This window comes from Halopseudomonas oceani (assembly GCF_002903165.1).
GTDB lineage: Bacteria > Pseudomonadota > Gammaproteobacteria > Pseudomonadales > Pseudomonadaceae > Halopseudomonas > Halopseudomonas oceani.
In genome coordinates, this window is sequence record NZ_PPSK01000001.1 from 314,455 (window position 1) to 330,261 (window position 15,807).

The 15,807-nt window shown below is 59.5% G+C and carries 16 protein-coding genes; 4 read left to right on the forward strand and 12 right to left on the reverse strand.

Translation table 11 applies throughout. From position 1 onward, the window contains the following. Nucleotides 1-8 precede the first annotated feature (8 nt). The 8 genes from C1949_RS01520 to mnmG form a co-directional block, all read right to left on the reverse strand. Complete coding sequence (locus tag C1949_RS01520; protein WP_088275883.1) at nucleotides 9-479, reverse strand: F0F1 ATP synthase subunit B; 471 nt, start codon at nucleotides 477-479, stop codon at nucleotides 9-11. 65 nt (nucleotides 480-544) lie between these two features. Then, nucleotides 545-799 (reverse strand): F0F1 ATP synthase subunit C, encoded by a 255-nt coding sequence (atpE, locus tag C1949_RS01525; protein WP_088275884.1) that lies wholly within the window; start codon nucleotides 797-799, stop codon nucleotides 545-547. A gap of 71 nt (nucleotides 800-870) precedes the next feature. Further along, entirely contained in the window at nucleotides 871-1,746 is an 876-nt protein-coding gene (atpB, locus tag C1949_RS01530; RefSeq protein ID WP_104736698.1) for a F0F1 ATP synthase subunit A, read from the reverse strand. Nucleotides 1,747-1,764: 18 nt separating this feature from the next. After that, nucleotides 1,765-2,163, reverse strand: a complete 399-nt coding sequence (locus C1949_RS01535; protein ID WP_104736699.1) for a F0F1 ATP synthase subunit I — start codon at nucleotides 2,161-2,163, stop codon at nucleotides 1,765-1,767. Between the two features lie 302 nt (nucleotides 2,164-2,465). Then, nucleotides 2,466-3,326 (reverse strand): ParB/RepB/Spo0J family partition protein, encoded by an 861-nt coding sequence (locus C1949_RS01540; RefSeq protein ID WP_104736700.1) that lies wholly within the window; start codon nucleotides 3,324-3,326, stop codon nucleotides 2,466-2,468. A 17-nt stretch (nucleotides 3,327-3,343) separates the two neighbouring features. Next, complete coding sequence (locus tag C1949_RS01545) at nucleotides 3,344-4,147, reverse strand: ParA family protein (protein WP_104736701.1); 804 nt, start codon at nucleotides 4,145-4,147, stop codon at nucleotides 3,344-3,346. Between the two features lie 17 nt (nucleotides 4,148-4,164). After that, the gene (gene rsmG / locus C1949_RS01550; protein WP_104736702.1) at nucleotides 4,165-4,800 is read right to left on the reverse strand and encodes a 16S rRNA (guanine(527)-N(7))-methyltransferase RsmG; all 636 of its coding nucleotides are present in this window, start codon (nucleotides 4,798-4,800) and stop codon (nucleotides 4,165-4,167) included. Nucleotides 4,801-4,805: 5 nt separating this feature from the next. Next, nucleotides 4,806-6,704 (reverse strand): tRNA uridine-5-carboxymethylaminomethyl(34) synthesis enzyme MnmG, encoded by a 1,899-nt coding sequence (gene mnmG / locus C1949_RS01555; protein ID WP_104736703.1) that lies wholly within the window; start codon nucleotides 6,702-6,704, stop codon nucleotides 4,806-4,808. Between the two features lie 592 nt (nucleotides 6,705-7,296). On the opposite strand from mnmG, the gene codB reads away from it, so the two are divergent. From codB to C1949_RS01575, 4 genes are all read left to right on the forward strand, one after another. Beyond that, nucleotides 7,297-8,580, forward strand: coding sequence for a cytosine permease (gene codB, locus C1949_RS01560; RefSeq protein WP_104736704.1), 1,284 nt, complete (start codon nucleotides 7,297-7,299; stop codon nucleotides 8,578-8,580). Continuing rightward, nucleotides 8,577-9,332, forward strand: coding sequence for a PucR family transcriptional regulator (locus tag C1949_RS01565; RefSeq protein ID WP_229744314.1), 756 nt, complete (start codon nucleotides 8,577-8,579; stop codon nucleotides 9,330-9,332). Before codB ends, C1949_RS01565 begins: the two co-directional genes overlap by 4 nt. Further along, complete coding sequence (gene codA / locus C1949_RS01570; RefSeq protein ID WP_104736705.1) at nucleotides 9,329-10,585, forward strand: cytosine deaminase; 1,257 nt, start codon at nucleotides 9,329-9,331, stop codon at nucleotides 10,583-10,585. Before C1949_RS01565 ends, codA begins: the two co-directional genes overlap by 4 nt. Nucleotides 10,586-10,671: 86 nt before the next feature. Next, nucleotides 10,672-12,009, forward strand: coding sequence for an MFS transporter (locus C1949_RS01575; RefSeq protein ID WP_211287034.1), 1,338 nt, complete (start codon nucleotides 10,672-10,674; stop codon nucleotides 12,007-12,009). Nucleotides 12,010-12,012: 3 nt separating this feature from the next. Here C1949_RS01575 and mnmE read toward each other — a convergent pair whose 3' ends face one another. The 4 genes from mnmE to rnpA form a co-directional block, all read right to left on the reverse strand. Beyond that, the gene (mnmE, locus tag C1949_RS01580; RefSeq protein WP_104736707.1) at nucleotides 12,013-13,383 is read right to left on the reverse strand and encodes a tRNA uridine-5-carboxymethylaminomethyl(34) synthesis GTPase MnmE; all 1,371 of its coding nucleotides are present in this window, start codon (nucleotides 13,381-13,383) and stop codon (nucleotides 12,013-12,015) included. Nucleotides 13,384-13,456: 73 nt separating this feature from the next. Then, nucleotides 13,457-15,169 carry a membrane protein insertase YidC gene (gene yidC, locus C1949_RS01585; RefSeq protein ID WP_104736708.1) on the reverse strand — a complete coding sequence of 571 codons (1,713 nt, stop codon included), beginning with the start codon at nucleotides 15,167-15,169 and terminating at the stop codon, nucleotides 13,457-13,459. Next, on the reverse strand, nucleotides 15,166-15,417 hold the full coding sequence (gene yidD, locus C1949_RS01590; RefSeq protein ID WP_104736709.1) for a membrane protein insertion efficiency factor YidD: 252 nt from the start codon (nucleotides 15,415-15,417) through the stop codon (nucleotides 15,166-15,168). Before yidD ends, yidC begins: the two co-directional genes overlap by 4 nt. Next, complete coding sequence (gene rnpA, locus C1949_RS01595; RefSeq protein ID WP_104736710.1) at nucleotides 15,410-15,805, reverse strand: ribonuclease P protein component; 396 nt, start codon at nucleotides 15,803-15,805, stop codon at nucleotides 15,410-15,412. Before rnpA ends, yidD begins: the two co-directional genes overlap by 8 nt. Nucleotides 15,806-15,807: the final 2 nt, after the last annotated feature.

Consider the following 15,807-nt stretch of genomic DNA (forward strand, 5'->3'; position numbering starts at 1 on the left):
GACCTCGCTTAGAGTTCGGCTACCAGCTTGTTCAGCATGTCACCGTGCTTGTCAGCGTCGACAGAAGTTTCCAGAATCTTCTCGGCGCCGGCGACTGCGATGGCAGCAATCTCGGCACGCAGAGCGTCTCTGGCCTTGATGCGCTGCTGTTCGATTTCGGCCTGTGCCTGAGCCAGGATCTTCTCACCTTCCTTGCGAGCGTCCTCTTTGGAGGCTTCAACAATCTGGTTGGCGCGCTTGTTAGCTTGCTCAATCAGAGCTGCTGCCTGCTCTTTGGCCTGACGCAGTTCCTGGGCCGACTTTTCTTGAGTCAGTTCCAGGTCCTTGGCGGCGCGATCAGAGGCTGCAAGGCCATCTGCGATCTTCTTCTGGCGCTCCTGCAGAGCAGCAATGACCGGAGGCCATACATACTTCATGCAGAACACCACGAAGATGAAGAACGCGATCGCTTGACCGGCTATCGTCAAATTGATGTTCACGTCTTCACCTCTTGCCTGTCGTATTCATTACCTTCAAGTTGAAGTCGCCGTTGCCGGCGACTGCATTACGCAACTTGGGCAAGGAAGGGGTTGGCAAAGGTGAAGAACAGAGCGATACCAACACCGATCATGGTTACGGCGTCGAGCAGACCGGCGACGATGAACATTTTCACCTGCAGAGCGGGGATCATTTCCGGCTGACGCGCAGCGCCTTCCAGGAATTTGCCACCCAGGATACCAAAGCCGATGGCAGTACCCAGTGCGCCCAGGCCAATCAGCAGTGCTACGGCAATCGCGGTCATTCCAACTACAGTTTCCATTTAAAGCTCCCAGTTTTCAGTTAATTGCAAGTTATGGGTTTTCGGGTAGAACTAAATCGTTATCGCCTGAATCAGTGACTGTCTTCGTGCGCCATGCTGAGGTACACGATGGTCAGCATCATGAAGATAAATGCCTGCAGCGTGATGATCAGAATGTGGAAGATAGCCCACGGCACGGACAGAGCCCACTGAGCCCAGAAGGGCAGCAGAGCGATCAGGATGAAGATCAGCTCGCCGGCGTACAGGTTACCGAACAGACGCAGGGCGAGAGAGACCGGCTTGGCCAGCAGGCTGACGCCTTCAAGCAGCAGGTTGACCGGAATCAGCAGAACCTTCAGGAAGATGTTGCTGGAGGAGAAGGGATGCAGGGTCAGCTCACCGAGGAAGCCGCCAACACCCTTGACCTTGACGCTATAGAAGATGATCAGCGCGAATACCGACAGCGACATGCCCAGGGTGGCGTTGACGTCGGTGGTCGGAACGACCTTCATGTATTCGACGCCAGCCATGTGGAACAGCTGCGGCAGGAAGTCGACGGGGATCAAGTCCATGAAGTTCATCAGGAAGACCCAGCAGAAGATGGTCAGCGCCAGCGGGGCAATCACCTTGTTGCGACCGTGGAAGGTTTCCTTGACGCTCTGATCGACGAACTCGACCATCATTTCAACGAAGTTCTGCAGACCACCGGGGACACCGGAGGTGGCTTTCTTGGCGGCCATGCGGAAGAAGAACAGGAACAGTGCACCAAGGAACAGGGACCAGCCCATGGTGTCTACGTGGATAGCCATGAAACCCATGTCGGACGCTTCCTGGGCGCCGTGGGCCATGGTCCAGGTGTCCTGGCTCAGAACGGTACCATCGGTACGTTCATAACCGGCCGGGAGTTTCCCATAGGTCAGGTTCTGAAGGTGGTGCTTGATATAGTCTGATGCGGTAGCGCCTGCCATAACGTTCTCTCAGGTCCTTTAGCTATGCTGCGTTTTTCCACCCATTACTGCAGGTGTTAGCCAGTTCGTGACCAGCATGATCGCAAATGTAAGAAACAGTGCCGATTCGTCTATCGGCTTAATACTTTTGAACGCTATCGCAAAGAGGACAGCGCAAAGGATGAGCTTGCCGGCCTCACCCTTGTAAAAAGAACCCATGATCTGCTTCGCAGCCCGCGCACCGGTATACCGAAAAGCCTTGAGCGCGAAATACACATTGGGCAGGAGGAAGATGAAGCCTCCTGCCAGGGCGGAATACGCCGCCACGGGGCTTTTAATCCAGAAAAGCGCCCCCATCAAAAACACAACGACAGCCTGAAACGCGAACCACTTGATCAGCGGGGGACGACGAATGGCATTGGTCTTCACAGTCGTCATCAGTACTCAAAACCCCTGCGGGTGGTGCATGCGTGAAACAAATTACCGGGCTGCCTCTAAAGCGCCGGTGATTATATGTGTTCGACCCCGCAGAGGCAACCAAGCCCGTGCTGAGCGAAACGCCGCGAAGGCGCATGCTGCCTGATCTGCACGGCATTCCCCGCGCGTTTGGTTGTGCGCCGGAGTCAGGCACTACATCTTGTGGTTTGAATCAGAATTGCGACGTCTTGAGGTCATCTTTTGTAATAATTGGAGACCTCGCTCCAAGCCAGCAATGGCGCTGGCTGAGCACTCAAACGAGCTTAGCGGATGTGCTCAAGAATGCCATCGAGCTCATCAAGCGAGCTGTAGCTGATAACCAGGCGCCCTTTACCGCGGGCCCCATGTTGCAACTTCACTTCCGCCCCCAAACGTTCCCCCAGGTCCTGTTGCAGACGCTCGATATCGGGATTGGTGCGCTGTTGTGTCGCATCTCTTTTCGGGCTTAGCCACTGGCGGACCAGCGCTTCGGTCTGACGAACGGTCAATCCTTTGGCCACCACCTGACGGGCCGCGCCGGTCTGTTGCTCAGGCGGCAGGCCAAGCAAAGCGCGGGCATGGCCCATTTCCAGGTCGCCGCGTTCGAGCATCAGTTTCACGTCTTCGGGCAGGCTCATCAGCCGCAGCAGGTTGGTAATACTGACCCGTGATTTGCCAACGGCGTCTGCAACCTGTTGCTGGGTGAGTTCGAACTCCTGCTGCAGACGCTGCAGAGCAATTGCTTCCTCGATCGGGTTGAGGTCTTCACGCTGGATGTTCTCGATCAGCGCCATGGCGATGGCAGCTTCATCCGGTACTTCGCGGATGACCGCCGGAATGCTGTCGAGTCCGGCCAGCTGGCTGGCACGCCAGCGGCGCTCACCGGCGATGATTTCGTAGCGACCCTCGCCGATCGGACGAACGACGATGGGCTGCATCACGCCCTGAGCGCGAATCGATTCAGCCAGTTCTTCCAGCGCCTGCGGGTCCATGTCACGGCGCGGCTGGTACTTGCCACGCTGCACCAGGTCGACCGGCAGCTCCTTGAGAATCTGATCCTGGCTTGCGCCGTCCGCTGTCGGCGCAACACTGGCACCCAGCAATGCGTCCAGTCCCCGTCCCAAGCCGCGTTTCTTGCCCGCCATGCCTGATGTCCTTGTAGTCAATCGTTCAAATCGGTAACGGCAGCCGCCTTGGCTGCCTGTTTGCTGCGGCGTACAACTTCGCCGGCTAGCGCCAGATAGGCGACTGCGCCGCGCGACTGCTTGTCATAGGCCAGTGCCGGCATGCCAAAACTGGGTGCTTCGGCCAGTCGTACGTTGCGCGGAATCACAGTCTGATAGAGCTTGTCGCCAAAGTGGGCACTGAGCTGCGCCGACACATCCAGCGTCAGACTGTTACGCGGGTCGTACATGGTCCGCAGCAGGCCTTCAATCTGCAGACTCGGGTTCAGCACCGAGCTGATCCGACTGATGGTGTTGACCAGTGCCGACAACCCTTCCAGCGCGTAATACTCACACTGCATCGGGATCACCACCCCATCGGCGGCGACCAGCCCGTTGACCGTCAGCATATTCAGCGAAGGCGGGCAGTCGATCAGGATGAAGTCGTAATGATCACGGGCATTAACCAGCGCGTAACGCAGCCGGCTTTCCTTCATTTTGATGTTGATCAGCTCGACTTCAGCGGCCGTCAGATCGCCGTTGGCAGGCAGCAGGTCATAGCCACCGTGCTCCGAACGGCAAACCGCATCGGCAAATTCGCATTGACCGGTCAGCAACTCGTAGACCGAGTTATCCAGGTTGGCCTTGTCGATCCCGCTGCCCATGGTCGCGTTGCCCTGGGGGTCCAGATCGATCAACAGCACCTTGCGCTTGGTTGCGGCCAGCGAGGCGGCAAGATTGATCGTGGTGGTGGTCTTGCCCACACCGCCCTTCTGGTTGGCTACTGCCAGCACCTTGCCCACGTTCAGCCCCCTTGATATCAGCCCTGATTCATCCGTCGCAGTATCAACAGATGACGGCTGCCAACGCAACCGGGAACCTGCAATTGTGCACTGCTCTCGAGTTCGAAGTCGACCGGCATGGCAGCCAGTTCTTCGTCGGGGTACACGCCTTTCATCGCCAACCAGCGGGTTTGCGTCGTACCAAGGTGACGCGTCAGGTGAGTGAAGTCGGCCAACGAGGCAAAGGCGCGTGAGGTAATGCCGTCAAACGGCTGGCCTGGCTCGAACGCCTCGACCCGGCTGTTGACCACCTGCAGGTTGCCTAGCCCCAGCTCGTTTTTCACCTGAGTGAGAAACCGGGTCTTCTTGCCATTGCTGTCGAGCAGGGTGAACTCACGCTCGGGAAACATGATCGCCAGCATCACGCCGGGCATACCGCCACCGCTGCCGACATCCAGCCAGCGCTGGCCATCGATGAACGAGACAATGCTCAGACTGTCGAGCAAGTGACGGCTGACCATCTCGTTCGGGTCGCGCACCGCGGTCAGGTTGTACGCCTTGTTCCACTTGTTCAGCAGGGCCATGTAGCCCAGCAGTTTTTCCTGTTGCTGCTCCGTCAGAGCGACACCCAACTGCTTGGCGCCCTGCGCCAGCTCTACCGCATGTTGACTCATTGCGCTTACGCCTCCCGGGCCAGCGAGCTATCGCCGAGGGCGTTGCGTTTTTTCAGATGGATCAGCAGCAGGCTGACGGCGGCCGGCGTCACACCAGGGATACGTGACGCCTGCCCCAGAGTCTGCGGACGCACATCGGCCAGCTTGGCGCGAATTTCGTTCGACAGCCCGTTCAGGCCGGCATAGTCCAGATCGTCCGGCAGGCGAGTCTGCTCATGCTGACGCAGACGCTCGATTTCTTCCTGCTGACGCTCGATATAACCGGCGTATTTGGCCTGAATCTCGACCTGTTCGGCGGCATCGGCCGGAATGTCACTGGCACCGGTCAGTTCAACCAGCGCGGCGTAATCCACTTCCGGGCGGCGCAGCAGATCCAGCAGGCTGTATTCGTGGGTCAGCGGCGTACCGTACTGGGCGCTGTAAGCCTTGCCCTGTTCGCTGGCGGGCTGTACCCAGGTGCTGCGCAGACGCTGGGTTTCCTGCTCGATGGCTTCGCGCTTGGCATTGAACACCGCCCAGCGCTCATCATCGACCAGACCCAGCTCACGGCCCTTTTCAGTCAGTCGCAGATCGGCGTTGTCCTCACGCAGCACCAGGCGGTACTCGGCGCGCGAGGTGAACATGCGGTAGGGCTCGCGGGTACCCATGGTGATCAGGTCGTCGACCAGCACGCCAATGTAGGCCTCGTCACGACGCGGACACCAGGCGTCGCGCTCCTGCGAGCGCAAGGCGGCGTTCAGACCGGCCAGCAGGCCCTGGGCACCGGCCTCTTCGTAACCCGTGGTGCCGTTGATCTGACCGGCGAAAAACAGACCGTCGATGACCTTGGTTTCCAGCGAGTACTTCAGGTCCTGCGGGTTGAAGTAATCGTATTCGATGGCGTAACCGGGGCGCAGGATATGCGCGTTCTCCATGCCCTTGATCGAGCGCACGATCTGCAGCTGCACATCAAACGGCAGCGAGGTGGAAATGCCGTTCGGGTACAGCTCGTGGGTAGTCAGGCCTTCCGGCTCGATGAATACCTGGTGCTGATCCTTGTCGGCGAAACGATGGATCTTGTCTTCGATCGACGGGCAGTAGCGCGGGCCGATGCCTTCGATGACCCCGGTGTACATCGGCGAACGATCCAGATTCTCGCGGATGATGTCGTGAGTGCGCTCGTTGGTGTGGGTGATCCAGCAGTTGACCTGCTCCGGATGCATTGCGGCATTGCCCATGAATGACATCACCGGGATCGGCGTATCGCCTGGCTGCGGGGTCATCTGGCTGAAATCAACACTGCGACCGTCGATGCGCGGCGGGGTGCCGGTTTTCAGCCGATCCACCCGCAGCGGCAGTTCACGCAGACGCTGGGCCAGCGCGATGGCTGGCGGATCACCGGCGCGACCGCCAGAGTAATTATCCAGACCGATGTGAATCAGGCCGCCAAGGAAGGTGCCGGTGGTCAGCACCACGTTGTCAGCCAGAAAACGCAGGCCCATCTGGGTAACCACACCGCGCACCTGCTGCTGTTCGACAATCAGGTCATCGCAGGCCTGCTGGAAGATCCACAGATTTTCCTGGTTCTCCAGGGTATGACGGATAGCAGCCTTGTACAGCACGCGGTCAGCCTGGGCTCGGGTGGCACGCACGGCAGGACCTTTGCGGCTGTTGAGCACACGGAACTGGATACCGGCCTTATCGGTAGCCAGCGCCATCGCACCACCCAGCGCATCGATCTCCTTGACCAGATGGCTCTTGCCGATCCCGCCAATCGCCGGGTTGCAGCTCATCTGACCGAGGGTTTCGACGTTATGACTGAGCAGCAGGGTTTTTACCCCCATACGGGCAGCAGCGAGTGCAGCTTCGGTACCGGCATGGCCACCGCCTACCACTATGACGTCAAAACGGCTGGGGAAATCCACCTGTCACCTCGATTGTCAGGCCTGTGCCTGACGCGGAAAAAAGGGGCTGATTATAGGCCCAAGGGGAAAAAATTGCAGCTTTGACTGAACACTTTTTGTACAGCGGGTCGAGTGGGGAGAAAACGGACAGATAGATATAGATAAGAAAAAAAAGATTTATATAAACCTTGAATTAGTTAATGTATATAGTCAGCCACTTTTCTGTGGGTAAGTCATAAAAGTATTTATAGATCATAATCTTGCGTCAATCAAAAGGTTGTGTGAAAGCGGTCGTTGGATGGGGGTAAAAGCCGGGGGTAGCCTGTGGGTAAAGGTGTTGGTTATCCACAGGGTGGTTTCGCCCCAGACTATCCCCAGGGTTATCGACCGGGTTGGGGCCGGGTTTTCCACAGACTTTATTCGCCTGATTTTTTGATATTTCGCGCTGTTCAGGTGCACACCTCTCGCTATCATGTGCAGATTGCACACCTTTTTCAGCTTCGCTCCCGGCCTATTGCCGGGAAAGCTGTGTGCTGGCATAGCGGTTGCTATATCACCGGTGATGCACGTCTGCAGGGCTGCAGGCGCCCTTTTCACCATGCGGAGATACCCAATGAATCAGTCAGAGCACACCACGGACCCGGATTACCCGTTGAGCCCGGTGCCGGAAACAGCGCGCAAAAGCATGTGGTCAATGAGCTTCGTGCTGCTGGGCTTTACCTTCTTCAGCGCCACCATGTGGGCTGGCGGCAGCGTTGGCGCCGCCTTCGATTTCTCGACTACTCTGTGGATCCTGTTAATTGGCAACCTGCTGCTCGGCACTTATGCAGCCATCCTGGGCTACATCGCTGCGCGCTCGGGGCTGAATACCGCATTGATGAGTCGCTACGCCTTTGGTGAGATTGGCAGCAAGCTGTCCGATTTCATTCTCGGCTTTACCCAGATCGGCTGGTACGCCTGGGGTACAGCAACCATGGCGCTGCTGCTGGTAAAAATGACCGGTTTGCCGGAAGGGCTGACACTGCCGCTGATGGTGGTCTTTGGGTTCGGCTTCTGCATCAGTGCCTTTGTTGGCTACCGCGGTCTGGACTTATTGTCGCGTTTCGCGGTGCCGGCGATGCTGATTCTGATAGCGGTCAGTCTGGGTATCGCCACTCAAGACGCTGGCGGTCTCTCCGGTCTTGGCGCCATCGTCCCCAGTTCTGAGCTGAGCGTGGCCGCGGCGATTACACTGGTATTCGGTACCTTTGTCAGCGGTGGTACCCAGGCGACCAACTGGACGCGCTTCGCGAAATCCGGCAAGGCTGCTGTCATTGCGACCCTGGCAGCGTTCTTTATCGGCAACGGTCTGATGACGCTGGTGGGGGCTTTTGGCGCGCTGGTCTATCAACAGGCTGACATCGTCGACATTCTGGTAGCACAGGGGTTGGCCACACTGGGCGTGCTGATGCTGTTCCTCAATCTCTGGACCACTCAGGACAACACCGTCTACAACTTCGCCGTGGCCGGTTGTAACCTGCTGCGCACCGAACGTCGCCGCACCATCACCGTCATCGGCGCGGCGATTGGCACCCTGCTGGCGGTGCTGGGCATGTATGAGTGGCTGATTCCCTTCCTGATCCTGCTGGGTACCTTCATCCCGCCGGTCGGTGGCGTGATCATGGCCAACTATTTCGTAACCTGGCGCGGCCGCTACGCAGATCTGGGTTCCACTACCCTGCCCGCGTTCAATGTGGTTGGTCTGATTGCCTACGCGCTGGGCTCGCTGGTGGCGTATACCTCCAACTGGATTGCGCCGGTGGTTGGTGTGCTGGTGGCTGCAGCGTCCTATGCGCTGATCGCACTGGTGGTCAGCGCGGTCAAGGAACGTCGAGCTACCGAGCTGAGCAATCTGTGAGTTCGCTGCTGCGCACCCTCGATGTACCAGCGTTGCCTGGGCTCGGAGCCATCCAGCTGCGTGCCGGCCACGCGGGTGCGCAGCGCATTGTCCGCTGGCCTTATGTGGCGGAGAACCGTTCGTTTACCCCGTGGATCAAGGGGGGCGAGCTTGTGTTCATCACTGGGATTGGTCGTCACCATAGCGTCGATAACCTGTTTGAACTGCTTTACGAGGGGGCCGCAGCCAAGGTTGCAGGGCTGGTTATCCTGACCGGTGATGCCTACATCGGTCGCCTACCCGCCGCCCTGCTGCGCCTGGCGGATCAGCATCAGCTGCCGCTGCTTGAGCAGCCATATTCGCTGCCGATGGTGACGGTGACTGAAGTGATTAGTCGCGCCATCGTGCAACGTGAGCAGTTGGCCTGGCGCGAAACCGAGGCCAGAGCGAGCAGCCTGCTGGAGAAGCTGCAGCTACGCATTGGCGACGTAGAAGCACGAGCTGAGTTTATCGCTCCCTGGTTTGCCGAGCATCAGACGCTGTTGCAGCAACTGGCACCGACCGTTGATGCCTGGTTGCGGCATGGCGGCAACATCAGCGCGGCTGCCGCGGCGCTGGGCAGCCATCGCAACTCGGTGCGTAACCGCCTCGATCGTCTGTTCCGTGAGACCGGGCTGGACCCAGCCAACCCCACAGACATCTACAACCTGATTCTGGCTCATGTGCTACTGCACGAGCCCATCACTACACCCGATTTTGGAGATTCCCCATGACCCAGACGCTGTCTGCCATCATCAATGCGCGCCTGCCCGGCCAGAGTGGTCTGCACCGGGTTGAGATCAGCGCTGGCCGGTTCAGCCGGATCAGTGTGCAAGCTGACGTTACCCCGGTAGCAGCCGGCGAGCTGGATGCGGCCGGCAACCTGCTGCTGCCGCCCTTTGTCGAGCCGCACATTCACCTGGACGCTGCGCTCACCGCCGGCCAGCCGCGCTGGAATCAGAGCGGAACCCTGTTCGAAGGCATCGAGTGCTGGGGCGAGCGCAAGGCGACGCTGAGCCGGGATGATGTCATCAGCCGTGCCGAGCAGACGCTGAAGCTGTTTGCCGCCCACGGCATTCAGTACGTGCGTACCCACGTTGATGTCACCGATCCGCAGCTGACCGCGCTGCGGGCTATGGTTGAAGTACGTGACCGAGTGCGGGAATTTGTTGATCTGCAGATTGTTGCCTTCCCGCAGGAGGGCATTTTGTCCTTCCCGGGCGGTAAGGAGCTGATGCGTGAAGCGGTGACGGTGGGTGCCGATGTGATTGGTGGCATTCCGCATTTTGAGTTCACCCGCGATTACGGGGTGGAGTCGGTCAAGTTGCTGATGGATCTGGCTGAAGCCAACGATTGTCTGGTGGACGTGCACTGCGACGAGATCGATGACCCGCAGTCGCGCTTTCTTGAAGTGCTCGCCGCCGAGGCCCTGAGCCGCGATTACGGCAGCCGGGTTACCGCCAGCCACACCTGTGCCATGCACTCCTACGAAGACGCCTACTGCAGCCGGCTGTTCCGCCTGCTCGGCAAGTCGGGGCTGCGCTTTGTGGCACTGCCGACCGAGAATCTGCACCTGCAGGGCCGATTTGATGGGTATCCAAAACGCCGCGGCATCACCCGGGTACCCGAATTGCTGGATGCCGGTCTCAAGGTCTGCTTTGGTCAGGATTCGATCCGTGACCCCTGGTACCCAATGGGCAACGGCAATCTCCTGCGCACGCTGGATGTCGGCCTGCATGCCTGCCACATGCTGGGTATGGAGCGGATAGAAACCGCGCTGGAAATCGTTACCGATAACGGCGCTGCGGCGCTCAATCTTGCCGAGTACGGCATCGCGGTCGGCAACCCCGCGCGCTGCATGGTGCTCAACGGCACAACGCCGTATGAGGTACTGCTGAATCAGAGCCCGGTTCTTGCGTCGATGCGCGATGGTCGCTGTCTGGTACAGCGTGCCGCACCGGTGCACGAAGTGGCCGGCTGGAACTGATAACGCACGCCTCTATGCTAAGGTGACCGGTCGGTTCTGCGATCTTGAGGCGCGCTGTGTCACCTGCCAGCAACGACGGTTTACCCATGCCCAGACGACTCGGCGCGATCATCGCGATTGCGCTGGGCGTCACCATGGCCGTATTGGACGGCATGATTGCCAATGTCGCGTTGCCTACCATCGCCGATGATCTGGGGGCCAGCGCGGCCAATTCCATCTGGGTGGTCAACGCCTACCAGTTGGTAATTGCGGTCAGCTTGCTGCCTCTGGCTTCGCTTGGCGACCTGTGGAGCTACCGGCGTATCTATCTGATCGGGCTGGCGGTGTTTTCTGCCATGTCGATAGTTTGCGCCCTGAGTGATTCACTGTTGCAGCTGACCCTCGCGCGCATGCTGCAGGGGCTGGGCGCTGCAGCGGTGATGAGCGTCAACGGCGCCCTGACCCGACTGATTTATCCCCGTGCGCGCCTGGCCCGCGGTGTGGCGCTCAATACCCTGATTGTCTCGGTGGCCGCTGCTGCCGGCCCCAGTGTAGCAGCGGTCATTTTGTCGCTCGCCAGCTGGCCCTGGCTGTTCGCGGTCAGCGCCCCCGTCGGCCTGCTAGCCTTGCTGATGGGCTGGAAGTTTCTGCCCGCCAATGCAGGTGCTCCGAGCCTGCGCTTTGATCTGCCAAGCGCGGTGCTCAACGTACTTACCCTGGGTTGCTTCTTTATGGCTGTTACCGGTGTAGCCCAGGGCCACGCCGGCTGGTGGTTGCTCGGGCCATTGTTGATTGGCGGCCCGCTGGGTTGGCTGTTCGTGCGTCGACAGCTGAGCCGCAGCATGCCGTTGCTGCCGGTGGATCTGCTGCGCATTCCCATCTTTGCCTTGTCTATCGGCAGTTCGGTCACCGCGTTCGCCGGGCAGATGCTGGCGATGGTCTCCATCCCCTTCTATTTCCAGCAGCAGCTTGGACTCAATGCTATGCAAACCGGTTTGCTGATGACGCCATGGCCGCTAGCGACCATGGTTAGCGCGCCCTTGGCCGGGCGGCTGCTGGAGCGTTTTCACGCGGGCTTGCTGGGTGGTATTGGCATGCTGCTGTTTGCCGGAGGTCTTTGGGGGTTGGCAGCATTGCCGGACAAGCCGGGAACTGGCGCAATACTCGGCTGGATGGTGCTGTGCGGCGCCGGGTTCGGGCTGTTCCAGTCGCCCAACAATCACACCATCATCACCGCCGCCCCCCTGCACCGCAGCGGCGGCGCCAGTGGCATGCTGAGCACCGCCAGGCTGGTTGGCCAGACCAGCGGTGCGGCGCTGGTGGCGTTGATGTTCAACCTGTTCGTCGACAATGGCACCCATGCCGCGTTGATCGCCGCCGGTTGCTTTGCCTGCCTTGCGGCGGCTGTCAGTACATTGCGACTAAAGCAGCCGCGCTCGGGGTAACGGTTACTTGCCGATGCAGAAGCTGGAGAAAATCCGTCCCAGCAGATCATCGGCGGAGAACTCGCCGGTGATCTTGCCGAGCGCCTGCTGCGCCATGCGCAGGTCTTCGGCCAGTAGCTCGCCGGCACCCATCAGAGTCAGCTGATCATGGCCGTGTTGCAGGAAGCTCGCCGCCTCCTCGAGTGCCTCCAGGTGACGGCGGCGCGCGCTGAACAGGCTCTCGCCGGTTTGCTCAAACCCCATGCAGGCCTTCAGGTGGTCGCGCAGCAGGTCGATGCCGTCGCCCTGACGGGCCGACAGGTGCAACACCACTGAGCCGTCGGCGGCGGTATCGAGCGCAACCGGCTCGCCGGTGACGTCTACCTTGTTGTAGATCAAGGTGACCTTGGCCGGATCAGGGCGTTGTTCGAGGAATTCCGGCCACAGCAAATCCGGGTTCTTCGCTTCCGGCTGACTGGCGTCGACCATCAGCAGAATCCGGTCTGCCTCGCCGATGGCGGCCATGGCACGCTGCACACCAATGCGCTCCACCTGATCCTCGGTATCGCGCAGGCCGGCGGTGTCGATGATGTGCAACGGCATGCCGTCGATGTGGATATGTTCGCGCAGGATATCCCGCGTGGTGCCGGCGATGTCGGTGACGATGGCGCTCTCGCGCCCGGCCAGCGCGTTGAGCAGACTGGACTTGCCAGCGTTCGGGCGGCCTGCGATCACTACCGTCATGCCATCACGCAGCAGCGCGCCCTGCCCGGCCTGGCGCTGGACCTGGCTGAGTTCAGCTTGCACCTGCTGCAGTTGATTGAGCACATGCCCGTCGGCGAGAAAATCGATTTCTTCCTCGGGAAAGTCGATGGCCGCTTCGACATAGATGCGCAGCGCAATCAGCGACTCGGTCAGGCTGTGGACCCGCTGTGAGAATGCGCCCTGCAGGGAGTTCAGTGCATTGCGCGCGGCCTGCTCGGAGCTGGCCTCGATCAGATCCGCAATGGCTTCAGCCTGGGCCAGATCCAGCTTGTCGTTGAGGAAGGCGCGCTCGCTGAACTCACCGGGTCTGGCCTGGCGTGCTCCGGCGGCCAGACAGGCCTTGAGCAGCAGATCCATCACCACCGGGCCACCGTGGCCCTGCAGCTCCAGCACGTCTTCACCGGTAAAGGAATGCGGGCCGGGGAAGAACAGCGCGATGCCTTCGTCCAGTGTCTGCTCAGTAGACCAGAACGGACCGTAGTGGGCGTAGCGCGGTTGCAGGTCGCGGCGGGCGATGCGCTGAGCAATGTCTCGGGCTGCGGGGCCTGATACCCGGATGATGCCGACTCCACCCTGGCCGGGGGCCGTCGCCAGCGCGGCAATAGTATCGGCGTGATAAGGCTTGCTCATGGCGACTCCGGTGTTTTCAGTGGATAGCAAAACGCCCCGTAAACGGGGCGTTTGACTGGCGGTGTGCCGAACCTTAGTCCTTGCTCGCAGCGCCCTTTTCGATCTGGCGGGTAATGTACCACTGTTGTGCGATCGACAGACAGTTGTTGACTACCCAGTACAGCACCAGACCAGCCGGGAACCACAGGAAGAAGAAGGTGAAGACAATCGGCAGCATCTTCATCACCTTGGCTTGCATCGGGTCCGGCGGCGTCGGGTTCAGCTGCTGTTGCAGGAACATGGTCGCGCCCATGATGATCGGCAGGATGAAGTACGGGTCCTTCAGCGACAGGTCGGTGATCCAGCCCAGCCATTCGGCTTGACGGATTTCGACGCTTTCCATCAGGGTCCAGTACAAGGCGATGAAGACCGGCATCTGCACCAGAATCGGCAGGCAGCCACCCAGCGGGTTGATCTTCTCTTTTTTGTACAGCTCCATCATGCCCTGGGACATTTTCTGACGGTCATCGCCGTACTGCTCACGCAGCGCCTGCAGCTTGGGAGCAACGCGGCGCATGTTGGCCATGGAGCGATAGCTGGTTGCAGACAGCGGGAAGAAAATCAGCTTGATCAGGCAGGTCAGCAGGATGATGCTCCAACCCCAGTTGCCGACGAAGCCGTGGATCAGGCTGAGAACCCAGAACAGCGGCTGGGCAATCCACCAGAGGAAACCGTAATCGACGGTCAGGTCCAGGCCGGGGGAGATGGCTTTCAGATCGTCCTGAATCTTCGGACCAGCATAGAACTCGGCAGAAATGGTGCGTTGTTCGCCTGCAGGTACCTGAACGGCCGGGCTGGTGAAACCGATGATGTAGTTACCCGCGCGATCCTTCAACGTGCGATAGGTGTGGGTGCCATCAGCACTTGGAATCCAGGCACTAACGAAGTAGTGCTGCAGCCAGGCAGCCCAACCGCCGGTCACAGATTCCTTCAACTGGCTGTTCTTCTGCTGCATGTCGTCCAGTTCGGACAGCTTCAGCTTGGTGTAGGAGCCATCTGCACTCCAGTAAGCAGCACCGAGGAAGGTGGCCATACCGGTTGCGGTCGAGCTGGATGGATCACCACTGCCGTCACGTTTGAGCTGGCCGAACAGGCTGCCGCTCCAGACTTGTGCACTCTGGTTGTCAATCAGATAACTGACATCAACCAGATAGCTGCCGCGGGTAAAGGTGAAGCGCTTGGTGAAAGCAACGCCGTCACTGGAGGTTTTCAGGTCAACGACCAGCTGTTCCTGACCGTCAGCCAGTTTGTAGCTGTTCTGCTCGACGCTGTAGCGCGCGCGGCCTGTTGCCTTGTCCGGGCCCTGTTGGCCAGTCAGACCGCTCTGGGCAACGTAGGTACGGTTGCTTGATTGCTCCAGCAACTGGAACGGCAGATCAGGACGGTCCTTGCGAGTCGGATACTCGGGCAGCGAAAGCGAGACGATGTCGCCGCCAATCGGGTTGATGCTCAGCTTGAGGGTATCGGTCTCGACCTGAACCAGCTGACCATCGGCGGACGGAGTCGCCACCGGAACCTGAGCCAGCGCCTCACCATCGGCATTGATCGCTTCAGGCACGTCGCTGTTGGTGTGATCAGCAACAGCAGCAGGGTCATCACCGGGCAGGTCACTACTGTCTTGCGGAGCTACCTGGGTTTGGGCTGCGGGAGCAAGATCCTGCTGAACAAAATCCTTGTTCCACTGCACCACCATCAGATAGGTGATAACCAGCAGAGCACCAATGAGGATATTTCGTTGGAGGTTCATGGTTTGTTGGCCATTCGGGTCGGTCGGTTGGCAGAAGCTGGGGGTACCGGATCATATCCACCGGGGTTCCATGGGTGACAACGTCCAAGGCGGCGAGCACTGAGCAAGCCTCCCTTGAGAAGACCATGTTGTTCGATGGCTTCCTGGGCGTAGCAGGAACAGGAGGGATAGAAACGGCAGTGACTGGCCATCATGGGACTGATAGCGTAGCGGTAAACCTTGATCAGCCCTAACGCGATGCTACGCATTGGATGATGGGAGTCCAGGGTCACGTGAGCGGTTTTTGGCAGCAGATTTGATCAGCCTGCGCCACATACTCTGATACAGGGCATGTAACGCAGTATTGTCCAAGTCGCCTACTCCCTTGCGGGCAAGTACGACAATGTCCAGATTGCCCAGCTCAGCGCGATGCTGTCTGAACGATTCGCGGGCAATGCGTTTGACCCTGTTACGGTCCACCGCGTGCCGGACATTTTTTTTGGCAATGACCAAACCCAGTCGCGCGTGGCTCAGAGAGTTTTCTCTGGCCAACAGCAGCAGACTGGGTCCTGAGGCTTTACAGGTGGCTCCATCGAATACGGTCTTGAACTGAGCAGGTTTGAGTAACCTGTATTCAGGGCCGAATCCGAGATCCACCT

Excerpts from the sequence above, each read along its gene's own strand:
- atpE (WP_088275884.1), bottom strand. The coding sequence starts at position 799 with ATGGAAACTGTAGTTGGAATGACCGCGATTGCCGTAGCACTGCTGATT.
- atpB (WP_104736698.1), bottom strand. The coding sequence starts at position 1,746 with ATGGCAGGCGCTACCGCATCAGACTATATCAAGCACCACCTTCAGAAC.
- C1949_RS01535 (WP_104736699.1), bottom strand. The coding sequence starts at position 2,163 with ATGACGACTGTGAAGACCAATGCCATTCGTCGTCCCCCGCTGATCAAG.
- C1949_RS01540 (WP_104736700.1), bottom strand. The coding sequence starts at position 3,326 with ATGGCGGGCAAGAAACGCGGCTTGGGACGGGGACTGGACGCATTGCTG.
- rsmG (WP_104736702.1), bottom strand. The coding sequence starts at position 4,800 with ATGAGTCAACATGCGGTAGAGCTGGCGCAGGGCGCCAAGCAGTTGGGT.
- codB (WP_104736704.1), top strand. The coding sequence starts at position 7,297 with ATGAATCAGTCAGAGCACACCACGGACCCGGATTACCCGTTGAGCCCG.
- codA (WP_104736705.1), top strand. The coding sequence starts at position 9,329 with ATGACCCAGACGCTGTCTGCCATCATCAATGCGCGCCTGCCCGGCCAG.
- C1949_RS01575 (WP_211287034.1), top strand. The coding sequence starts at position 10,672 with ATGCCCAGACGACTCGGCGCGATCATCGCGATTGCGCTGGGCGTCACC.
- mnmE (WP_104736707.1), bottom strand. The coding sequence starts at position 13,383 with ATGAGCAAGCCTTATCACGCCGATACTATTGCCGCGCTGGCGACGGCC.
- yidC (WP_104736708.1), bottom strand. The coding sequence starts at position 15,169 with ATGAACCTCCAACGAAATATCCTCATTGGTGCTCTGCTGGTTATCACC.
- yidD (WP_104736709.1), bottom strand. The coding sequence starts at position 15,417 with ATGCGTAGCATCGCGTTAGGGCTGATCAAGGTTTACCGCTACGCTATC.